The sequence below is a fragment of the Synechococcus sp. H55.9 genome, assembly GCF_047462355.1.
In the GTDB taxonomy this organism is placed as follows: domain Bacteria; phylum Cyanobacteriota; class Cyanobacteriia; order Thermostichales; family Thermostichaceae; genus Thermostichus.
In genome coordinates this window covers 2830-12285 of the sequence record NZ_JANSJB010000083.1, presented here as the reverse complement: position 1 = coordinate 12285, position 9456 = coordinate 2830, and the positions used below count along the sequence as shown (strand labels likewise).

Here is a 9456-nt window from a genome sequence, read left to right as displayed (position 1 = left end):
TCGGAGAACCCCTCGCCCAAAACGGTGCCGTAAAGCTGATAGACCTCCCCCAGCGTGAAGGTGGCGGGCAAAATATCGAAAGCAATCGGGCTGTACTCCAACTTGGCGCAGAGGCGACGGCGAGCGTAGCGGCAAATTGCTTCGTGGTCAAAGGCCAAAGGGGGAATCTGGTCAGCGGGATACCAGGCAATGCCCTCCACTCCGTCTGCCAGCAGTTGAGCATCCTGGAATCGCACCAGAGCAAAGTAGCTGACCGACAGGTAGCGTAGCCCACAGGCATCCTCGGCCTCGCGGGGATCCCGTTCTGGCCCAGCGAAGGTGTAGAGCTGCTCCAGGTAGAGATTTTTAACACGAATTTTCTCTGCCAAGATGCGGTAGGCCGCTGCCTCTAGGGATTCTGAGCGTCGCACCAGCGTTCCTGGCAGAGCCCAGCAACCGCGGAAGGGATCCTCCCGCCGCCGCACCAGCAGCACCAGAAGGCGATTCTGCTCGGTATCGATGGAAAAAATGACCGCATCCACACCGACGCGGAACTCCGCCAACGCGGTTCGCTCCTCCACTGTGCCGGCAATGATGCGGGATCCCTGCATAGATTGCCACTGCCCCTCCATCAACAGCCTACCCAGTTTGCTGCCAGATAGGGAGCGCCTGGGTCATGCCTCCGGGAGAACGTCGGGCAAAAGGGCGGCTTTTGGGTCAGGTTTGTTTTTGTAGCGGGGATCCCTCAGGCCCAGCAATGGGAAACAGACGACCTTGCCCGATGGCAATTCGAACTCGCGTGCCCACAGGCAGCGCTTCCCGCGCCAAGGCGTGCAATTCTTTGCCAGACTCTGCGATCAAGCAATAGCGATACTCTCGTCCCAAAAACTGTCGATCCCGGATGACAAGGCCGCCCTGAGGGTCAGGATGCAAATGCAACTCCTCCTGCCGAATCATCAGCTCTGCGCAGCGCAAGCTGGGGTCGCGCTGATCTCCCAAAGCCTGAAAGGGGATGTGCGACAGCTCTTCAGCCTGCCAACCGAACTCCCGCCGCTCACAGCGAAGAAAGTTGGCTTGGGTAATAAACTCGGCCACAAAGCGGGTGGCCGGCTCTCGATAGACTTCCTCCGGGGATCCCCATTGCTCAATACGCCCTTCCCGCATCACCGCCACCCAATCGGAAAGGCAGAGGGCCTCTTCCTGGTCGTGGGTGACGAAAATGGCCGAGGTCTGGGTTTGCTTGAGGATTTTGCGGATTTCCTCCCGCAGATAGTAGCGCACCTGCACATCCAGATTGCTGAGCGGCTCATCCAAAAGGATCAGGCTGGGCCTGGGGGCCAAAGCCCGAGCCAGGGCCACCCGCTGCTGTTGCCCGCCGGAAAGCTCGTGCGGATAACGATGGGCGTAGTCCTCTAGACCCACCAACCGCAAGACCTCGTAAGCCCGTTCCCGCGCCTGTTGGGCAGCGCCTCGCAACTCAGGTGAGGAGGAGCGATTGCCGCCCCCCCCTGCCGACGCAAATAGGGTGGCGGGCCGGAGTCCAAACATCACATTGGCCAGCACGTCCAAGTGGGGAAACAGGGCAAAATCCTGAAACACCAGCCCCACCCCCCGCTGCTCCGGTGGGATCCATTGCCCCTCCCCGGCCACCACTCGCCCCCCCAGCAGGATCCGCCCGCCATCCGGCTGCTCAAAGCCGGCAATGGTGCGCAATAAGGTGGTTTTCCCGCAGCCCGACGGGCCCACAATCCCCAGAATGTCTCCCTGGGGCAGACGAAACGCCACTTCCTGCAAAACCAACTGCCGCTGGCCAGGAAACCTCTTGCTAATGCCCTCAACCTGAAGAATGTAGGGAGAATCCGCCCGGGCAGCAGTGGACGTTGAGGAAACCAAGAACTCAGTCATGACAGTTGTTGCAAAAGATTTTCACTATTTTTCACCAGACTACCATACCTTAAGTCCTGCCCGGCCCGACTCAGGGCAGATGGATGGCGGCAGGGATAGGATCAATCCCAGCCTTTCCCGTTTGATTCGAGTGGTAGGCGGGAATCAGTGTTAAACTCAGTTAACGAAGTTTACCGGTCTCTGGTGGCGCTTGTTCTTGACAGCGCATCCTAGAGTCTTATTGTGGATGAGTTTTGAGCCCCAGTTTCCCGAACGTGCCTTGATCACAGGGGCCAGTCGAGGGATCGGCAAAGCGGTAGCTCTGAGACTGGCCGAGGAAGGGATAGCGGTTGCTTTGGTGGCCCGTTCCCATCCCGATTTGCTGGCCGTGCAGGCGGAGATCCAGGCAAAAGGAGGAAAGGCGGAGGTTTTTCCCATCGACTTGGCCGACTTGCCCGCTCTACCGCAGCAGTTGCAAGCTCTTTTGGATCGATTTGGCGGTTGCGATGTCTTGGTGAATAATGCGGGCGTGGCCTACGTTGGTCCCTTGGCCAACGTAGCTTTATCGGATTGGCAGCGGGTGATTGACTTGAACCTGACGGCAGCTTTTCTCTGCGCCCAAGCCGTCCTGCCGGCGATGCGCCGGCAGCGCTTCGGCGTGATTGTCAACGTCGTCTCGATTGCGGGCAAGCGAGCCTTTCCCAATTGGGGAGCCTACTGCGCCAGCAAGTTCGGCCTGCTGGGCTTTTCTCAGGCCTTGGCCGAAGAAGAACGACAGCACGGCATCCGGGTAACCAGCCTCTGTCCCGGAGCGGTGGATACGCCTCTCTGGGATACGGATACGGTTCAGGTGGATTTCGACCGTTCCAAAATGCTCTCGCCGGAGTGGGTGGCGGACTTGATTGCTTATCTCGTTCGCCTGCCCAGGGGTGCTGTGGTGGAAGATCTCACCCTCATGCCGGCGGCGGGGGCCTTTTAGGCTGGCTCTTCCTGGGGTGGCCTTGCTAGCCCAGTTTTGAGGGTTTCCCGGCCCTGTCTCCCTCGACAAGTTCCTTCAACCCTTCGTTCAACCAAAGGAATATCCTGCTATGACTCTTGCCAAGCCTGGATCCGGTGCCGAATTGCGACTCAACGACAAAGCCAACCTCAAGTCTCGGGTTATTCGCGATCTGTCCCACTCGGCAGAGCAAGAGCCCAGGGGCTCAGAAAGCCTGGATCCGGCGATGGTGGCCGCAGTGGAGACGTTGCTGCGGGGCATTGGGGAAGATCCCCAGCGGGAGGGTCTCAAGAAAACCCCGGAGCGAGTGGTGGCCGCGCTGAAGTTTTTGACCAGCGGCTATCAGCAGTCCCTGGAAGATCTCATCAACGGCGCCATCTTCGACGAGGGCCACGACGAGATGGTGCTGCTGCGGGACGTAACCCTATTTAGCCTCTGTGAGCACCATCTGTTGCCCTTTATCGGCAAGGCCCATGTGGCTTACATCCCCCGCCAAAAAGTGGTTGGCCTGAGCAAGATTGCCCGCATTGTCGAGATGTACTCCCGCCGCCTGCAGGTTCAGGAGCGTCTTACCCGCCAGATCGCGGAAGCCTTGATGACCATGCTGGATCCCTATGGGGTGGGAGTGGTTATCGAGGCTACCCACATGTGCATGGTGATGCGGGGGGTGCAAAAGCCCGGCTCTTGGACGGTTACCAGCTCGATGGTGGGGGTGTTCCAGGAGGATCCCCGCACGCGGGAGGAGTTCTTGAGCCTCATTCGCCACCCGTCCAACTTTTAAGGATCCCGCGGAGCTTTGCCGGCAAGAAAGCTAATCCTCTGCTCAGGCTGGGAATACTAGCTTAAAATCGACGCAGATCCTGCCAGAAGCGAGGCCTGTTATGAGCGAGGTCAGCCCCGAAAATCAATTTCCCACCGACTTAGACTCCGGTTGGAAGCCGCCGACCCCGCCTGTTGCCCAGCGCCCTCCGCGTGCGGCTGCTCAGACGCCCAAGGTGGAGCCCCCAACGCAGTTGGATCCGATACTGGGTGCGGCTGCTCCCCTCCCGCAAGGAACTGGATCGCGCCCTGCCCCCAGTGCGCCCAAACCTATCCTGGGCCGGCCCATCCCGCCGGGCGTGGCTGCCGCTCCCCCGCAGACACCGGTGCCCATGCCCGGCCCTGCCACTCCCCCGCAGATGCCTCTGCCCACTCCTCCTGCCGCTGCGGGTCGGCCTCCGGTGTCGCCCCCCAGTCCGGCTGCTCCGCCTTTTGTGCCCCCAGCTCGCCCCACGGCTGCCGGGCGGATCCCGGTGGCCGCTGCTGCTCCTAAGTCTGCCCCCGCTGGCCCGACGCTGCGCCAACTGGTACAGGAAGCCTACGACAAGGGCTACTCCGATATTCACCTGGGGGTGGGGGAAGTGCCTCGTTTCCGGGATCGGGGGCAGATGGTCTTGAGCAACTACCCGGTCACCACCACCGAGATGTTTTATGGCTGGCTGCGGGAAAGCTTGCCGGAGAATCAAATTCGTCAGTTTGAAGAATGTTTGGAGCTGGATACCGCCATCCAGTACGAGGGTTTGGTGCGTTGTCGGGTCAACTGTTTTGTTTCTCTGCTCGGCCCGGCCATGGTGATGCGTCTGATCCCGCTCAAGATCTTGACGCTGGAACAGTTGCGGGCGCCTGAGGTGTTGAAGCGCATTGCCGAAGAGCACAAAGGCTTGGTTTTGGTGACCGGCCCCACCGGCTCCGGTAAGTCCACGACTCTGGCGGCGATGGTGGACTACGTCAACTCCAATTTTCCCAAGCACATCATTTCTATTGAAGATCCCATCGAGTTCGTCCACCAGAGCAAGAAATCAATGGTGCGGCAGCGGGAGGTCGGCATCCACACCCTGGAGTTTGCCAATGCCTTGAAAGCCTCGCTGCGGGAAGATCCAGACATCATCCTGATTGGGGAGATGCGGGATCGGGAAACGGTGGATACAGCTCTGAAGGCAGGCCAGACGGGCCACTTGGTCTTCGGAACCCTGCACACCAACAGCGCCGTCCGCACCATCGAGCGTCTCTTGGGGATCTACAGGCCGGAGGAGCAGGAGCCAATGCGCCTGCAACTGGCGGAGACTCTAGTAGCAATTATTGCCCAAACGCTGGTGCGCACCACCGATGGCAAGCGGGCAGCGGCTCATGAGATCATGCGCAACACCGATGCCATCCGCGACTACATCAAGCGGGGAGCGGTGGACGAAATTGAGGAGCTGATCGCCGATGGCTCCTACGAGGGCATGTGTACCATGAATCAGTCTCTGTTTAAGCTTTACCAAGAGGGGCGGATTACCGCAGAGGTGTGTCTGGAGGCCGCCCCACGTCCCAACGAGATGGCCCAATGGCTGCGAGGCCGGATTTAGAGCCAGTCTGCCGGCTGGGCCAGGTGCTTGAGGGAAGGTCTGTCCTATCCTAAACTGGGAGCAGTTAGCTTGCTAAGTTGTCTTCTCATCTTCTGGGCCAACCTTTGGCTAGGGGGATGGGTTGCTGGGCTGGCTTGATTAAGTGAATTGAAAGAGCGTTACAAAACAGGAGAATCCCTACCGTGAGCGTGATCAACCAGATCATCGAGACCGCGGATGACCAACTGCGTTACCTCTCAGTCAGCGAACTGGAAGCCATCAGAAACTACATGACTACGGGCGAGAGGCGTCTGCAAATCGCTCAGGTGCTAACAGAAAATAAAAAGCGCATCATCGACGAGGCCCAAAAGCGGCTATTTGCCAAGCGGCCGGAATATGTGCAACCCGGCGGCAATGCTTACGGTGACAAGCGCTACAACCAATGTTTGCGAGATTACGACTGGTACCTGCGTCTGGTGACCTATGGCATTATTGCCGGCAGCAAAGAGCCGATTGAGTCCATCGGCCTGATAGGGGTGCGGGAAATGTACAACGCCCTCAACGTGCCCATCGCCGGCATGATCGACGCGATGGTCTTTTTGAAGGAAGCAGCCCTCAGCCTGTTGGATCCGGACTCCGCCGCCGAGGCCGCTCCCTACTTTGATTACATCATCAACGCCATGAGCTAGGGCAGGTTGGCCGGAGATCTACAGGGATTCCAGGGCGGCGCGGGCGTGGGCGGCCACCTGCTCTTGGGGATCCTGGGCCAGCCGGGTTAGGCCGGGGCGGGCGGCTTCGGTGCCCAGCTTGGACAGGGCAATGCAGACGCGGTAGCGCAACTGCCAATCGTCTGAATCGATGAGGGGCTCTAGATGGGGGATGGCTCGCGGATCCCCCAGATCCCCCAGGGCGGCGGCAGCGGCTGTTGTCAGCAGATCATCTCCTGCTTGCAAAGCTTCCACCAGGGTGTCGAAGGCGGCAGAGTTGCCCAGCTCCCCCAGGGCGGCGACGACGCTGAATCGCACTAGCCACTCTGTTTCCCGCCGATAAGCCCCCAGAAGATCGTCCAGGGCCTGCGGCTGCTTCAGATCCCCCAGGGCAGCGGCAGCAGCAGCCCGCACATCGAACTCCGGATCTTCTCGCAAAGAGCGCTGCAAAATGGGCAAAAGGGGGGCAGGATCGACACCAGATAGGGTGCCCATCTGGCTGATGGCGGCATAGCGGACGCGGGCATTCTCGTCGGCTATGGCTTGCTGCAACAGCGTCAAGGCTTCTGGCCCAGGCAGTTCTCTGGCCTTGTTGACGGCGCGCAGCCGATCTCCCAGGTCTTGTGAATTCAGCAGTTCCAGCAAAGCCGGCAGTGCCGGAGGATTTCCAGAGGTTGGTGTCATGCTCCCCTTGTCTCCACGATCATCCCCGGCAATAGCAAGGGACAAAAGGTCGATGTTATTATTTTGAAGCAGTGCATCCAGTCCTTTGATCTTATGGCCTTATTGCAACAAGAGAAGCAGCAGATCATCGAGAGCTATCGACTTCACGACACCGACACCGGTTCTGCCGATGTTCAGGTGGCTCTGCTCACCAGCCGCATCAACCAACTCTCGCAGCACCTCCAGAAAAACCCGAAAGATTTCAACTCCCGCCGCGGCTTGCTGATGATGATCGGTCGGCGCAAGCGGCTGCTCAACTACATCGCTAAGCATTCTCCTGACCGCTTCCGGGAGCTGGCCGAACGGCTGAACATCCGGGTGAAAAAGTAGGTACCCATCCAAAACGCTATCGGAGAGCTGTCTTTGTGGCCAAATCCAGCCGCCATTCCAAAGCCGTCCGCCGTCGCCCCAGTTCTACCTCTGCTGAGGTCGAGAAGAAGCCGCCTAAGCAGGAATCTGTTGCTGCGATCCCCCCTGAGGTCAGCCGGCGGATGGTGCGGCGGATCCTGGTGTTTTCCGGGATCCCCTCTGGGCTGGGCCTGAGCAGCTTTTTCATCAATTACTACCTCTTAACCAACCATGTGGTGGCTTTGCCCCCTTACTTCACCTTGGTGGAGTCGCTAACCTTGTTTGGCCTTGGCTTTTTGGGCATCAGCTACGGCGTGTTCTCGGCTTCCTGGGATCCCAACCCCGGATCCCTCTTGGGAATTGGAGAGTTTCGGCGCAATTTGGGCAACGTCATCCAACACTGGCGGGAATCTGCTGCCCAATCTTCTCAATCTTCAGACTCTGGGGAAGCCTAATTCCTCTCCCATCACCGGACCAGGCCAGTTGCTGCCTACAATAGCTGTCACCCCCAGTTCTCTGGCATGAGAATAGCTTACTTCGACTGTGCGGCGGGCATTGCCGGCGACATGTGTCTGGGGGCGCTGCTGGATTGTGGGGTGCCCTTGGAGTATCTCAAGCAGCAGCTCCAGGCGCTGGGCATCGAGGGGGAATACAGCCTGCAGGCGAAGCGGGTGCAGCGGTGTGGCCAGCCTGCCCTACAGGCGGTGGTAGAAGTGTTGGACGGATCCCCGCCCGCCCGCCCTTGGAAGGAAATCCAGGCTTTGATTGCCGGATCCCGGTTGGCTCCCGCGGTCAAGGCCCGCAGCCTCAAAGTTTTTGAGAAGCTGGCGCAAGCAGAGGCAAAAGTCCATCAGGTGCCCCTGGAAACAGTGCATTTCCACGAGGTAGGGGCCGTCGATGCCCTGGTGGATATCGTCGGCACCTGTATCGGCCTGGATTGGCTGCAGGTGGAGCGGGTGATCTCCTCTCCTCACCCCATTGGCGGCGGCTGGGTGAGCACCGAACACGGCCAACTAGCGGTGCCCGTGCCGGCGGTGATCGAGCTGTGGGAGATGGGGCGGGTGCCGGTGTTTAGCAACGGCGTGGAAGCCGAGCTGGTTACCCCCACCGGCGCAGCCTTGGCGGTGGCGCTGGCAGAAGCGTTTGGGCCCTGTCCACCGCTGCGGCTGGAAAAAGTGGGGCGCGGGGCCGGCAGCCGCGAGCTGCCCATTCCCAACGTGTTTCGTCTTTGGATTGGCCAGTCCCAGGGGGAAGAGCCAACCGAGATCGTCTCGGTGCTGCAAACTCAGATTGACGACCTCAACCCCCAAGTGATTGCCTATACCTGCGAGCAGTTGCTGATCCTTGGCGCCTGGGATGTGTTTACCCAGCCCATCACCATGAAGCAGGGGCGACCAGGGGTGTTGTTGACGGTAATCTGCCCGCCGGATCGGGTGCCGGAGTGCCAGGAGCTCATCTTCCGGGAAACCACTACCCTGGGCATCCGCCACTCCCAGCAGCAGCGCACCGTCCTGGAGCGGCGGATCGAGCGGGTGGAAACCCCCTACGGCCTGGTGGACATCAAGGTGGCCCATCACCATGGCCGCATTGTCAACGCCCAGCCGGAGTTCCGCGACTGTGTGGCCTGCGCCCAAGAGTTCCGCGTGCCGGTCCAGACGGTGTGGCTGGCGGCCCAAGCGGCGTGGCAAAAGCGGCTGCAAGGGGATCCCGACTGAAAACAGAAGCTTTGGGCAAAAGTAGGCTGGACATAAGCCCTACCAGCACTGGCTCAGCATGAGCAGCGGGGCTCTTCCTCAGAGGCGAAGGGATTTGCTCCTGGTGGACCGAGAAGGGATCCCTGGCCTGCTAGCCTGGAAGATGTCGATCCCACGCTCTTGACCACGACCACAAACATGGAATCCCAAGCCGCTCAATTTAATTTCGACCGCAAACTTTGGGACCGCTTTATCACGGTAGCTCAGCCCTACTTTTATCCGCGGGTGCGCTACGGGGGCTGGATTTTCTTTGGCTTGCTGGCAGCGGCCATGGTGTTTGTGGTTGCCTTGATGTTCTTTGTGGAGATTGGGGTGACCTTGGTTGGTCAGGCCCTGTTCCCAGAGTTTTTTACCAATGTAGCAGCCGGGCTGGTGGCGCAAACGGAGAGAAACTTGGCCTCGCCGCTGCTGTGGGTGGCCGCAGCCAGCTTGGCTCTGAGCAGCCTGGCCTTTGGGCTGGTGTGGCGCCAGATTCAGCGGCGCTGGCTGCAATGGCTGTTGTTGACCTTTTTGCTGTTTCTATCTTTAACGGTAAACCGATTAAACGTGATGATCAGCTTTATCTTTCGGTTTATCGACACCGCCCTACAGCAAAAAGAAGAGAACACCTTCTGGCAGTTTTTAATCATCTACGGGGTGTTGATCATCTCGGCCATTCCCATTTTGGTGATCTATCGGTATACACGGCTGAAGCTGGG

9 protein-coding genes and 2 pseudogenes are annotated in these 9456 nt (G+C 59.5%); 8 read left to right on the top strand and 3 right to left on the bottom strand.

The features are described from left to right. On the bottom strand, nucleotides 1-590 hold a 590-nt coding region (locus NW857_RS10410; RefSeq protein ID WP_414368886.1), incomplete at its 3' end, for an NUDIX hydrolase. Nucleotides 591-696: 106 nt separating this feature from the next. Beyond that, nucleotides 697-1884, bottom strand: coding sequence for an ABC transporter ATP-binding protein (locus NW857_RS10405; RefSeq protein ID WP_414337661.1), 1188 nt, complete (start codon nucleotides 1882-1884; stop codon nucleotides 697-699). A gap of 226 nt (nucleotides 1885-2110) precedes the next feature. On the opposite strand from NW857_RS10405, the gene NW857_RS10400 reads away from it, so the two are divergent. The 4 genes from NW857_RS10400 to apcD all read left to right on the top strand — a co-directional run bounded on the left by NW857_RS10400 (nucleotide 2111) and on the right by apcD (nucleotide 5915). Then, nucleotides 2111-2842 carry an SDR family oxidoreductase gene (locus NW857_RS10400; protein WP_414337664.1) on the top strand — a complete coding sequence of 244 codons (732 nt, stop codon included), beginning with the start codon at nucleotides 2111-2113 and terminating at the stop codon, nucleotides 2840-2842. Nucleotides 2843-2951: 109 nt separating this feature from the next. After that, nucleotides 2952-3641 carry a GTP cyclohydrolase I FolE gene (gene folE / locus NW857_RS10395; protein WP_414335003.1) on the top strand — a complete coding sequence of 230 codons (690 nt, stop codon included), beginning with the start codon at nucleotides 2952-2954 and terminating at the stop codon, nucleotides 3639-3641. Nucleotides 3642-4011: 370 nt separating this feature from the next. Continuing rightward, on the top strand, nucleotides 4012-5247 hold the full coding sequence (locus NW857_RS10390) for a type IV pilus twitching motility protein PilT (protein ID WP_414335010.1): 1236 nt from the start codon (nucleotides 4012-4014) through the stop codon (nucleotides 5245-5247). A gap of 182 nt (nucleotides 5248-5429) precedes the next feature. Continuing rightward, nucleotides 5430-5915 carry an allophycocyanin subunit alpha-B gene (gene apcD, locus NW857_RS10385; protein WP_414335004.1) on the top strand — a complete coding sequence of 162 codons (486 nt, stop codon included), beginning with the start codon at nucleotides 5430-5432 and terminating at the stop codon, nucleotides 5913-5915. Between the two features lie 18 nt (nucleotides 5916-5933). Here the strand turns inward: apcD and NW857_RS10380 are convergent, their stop codons facing one another. Then, nucleotides 5934-6617 carry a HEAT repeat domain-containing protein gene (locus NW857_RS10380; protein ID WP_414368884.1) on the bottom strand — a complete coding sequence of 228 codons (684 nt, stop codon included), beginning with the start codon at nucleotides 6615-6617 and terminating at the stop codon, nucleotides 5934-5936. Between the two features lie 93 nt (nucleotides 6618-6710). On the opposite strand from NW857_RS10380, the gene rpsO reads away from it, so the two are divergent. The 4 genes and pseudogenes from rpsO to NW857_RS10360 form a co-directional block, all read left to right on the top strand. Then, on the top strand, nucleotides 6711-6986 hold the full coding sequence (gene rpsO, locus NW857_RS10375) for a 30S ribosomal protein S15 (RefSeq protein WP_414335006.1): 276 nt from the start codon (nucleotides 6711-6713) through the stop codon (nucleotides 6984-6986). Between the two features lie 17 nt (nucleotides 6987-7003). After that, a pseudogene (locus NW857_RS10370) lies at nucleotides 7004-7459 on the top strand (photosystem II biosynthesis protein); the annotation flags it as partial. A gap of 66 nt (nucleotides 7460-7525) precedes the next feature. Continuing rightward, complete coding sequence (gene larC, locus NW857_RS10365) at nucleotides 7526-8719, top strand: nickel pincer cofactor biosynthesis protein LarC (RefSeq protein WP_414335007.1); 1194 nt, start codon at nucleotides 7526-7528, stop codon at nucleotides 8717-8719. Nucleotides 8720-8878: 159 nt separating this feature from the next. Continuing rightward, nucleotides 8879-9456: pseudogene (locus NW857_RS10360) on the top strand (ABC transporter ATP-binding protein); the annotation flags it as partial.

Excerpts from the sequence above, each read along its gene's own strand:
- NW857_RS10405 (WP_414337661.1), bottom strand. The coding sequence starts at position 1,884 with ATGACTGAGTTCTTGGTTTCCTCAACGTCCACTGCTGCCCGGGCGGAT.
- NW857_RS10380 (WP_414368884.1), bottom strand. The coding sequence starts at position 6,617 with ATGACACCAACCTCTGGAAATCCTCCGGCACTGCCGGCTTTGCTGGAA.
- rpsO (WP_414335006.1), top strand. The coding sequence starts at position 6,711 with ATGGCCTTATTGCAACAAGAGAAGCAGCAGATCATCGAGAGCTATCGA.
- larC (WP_414335007.1), top strand. The coding sequence starts at position 7,526 with ATGAGAATAGCTTACTTCGACTGTGCGGCGGGCATTGCCGGCGACATG.
- folE (WP_414335003.1), top strand. The coding sequence starts at position 2,952 with ATGACTCTTGCCAAGCCTGGATCCGGTGCCGAATTGCGACTCAACGAC.
- NW857_RS10400 (WP_414337664.1), top strand. The coding sequence starts at position 2,111 with ATGAGTTTTGAGCCCCAGTTTCCCGAACGTGCCTTGATCACAGGGGCC.
- NW857_RS10390 (WP_414335010.1), top strand. The coding sequence starts at position 4,012 with ATGCCCGGCCCTGCCACTCCCCCGCAGATGCCTCTGCCCACTCCTCCT.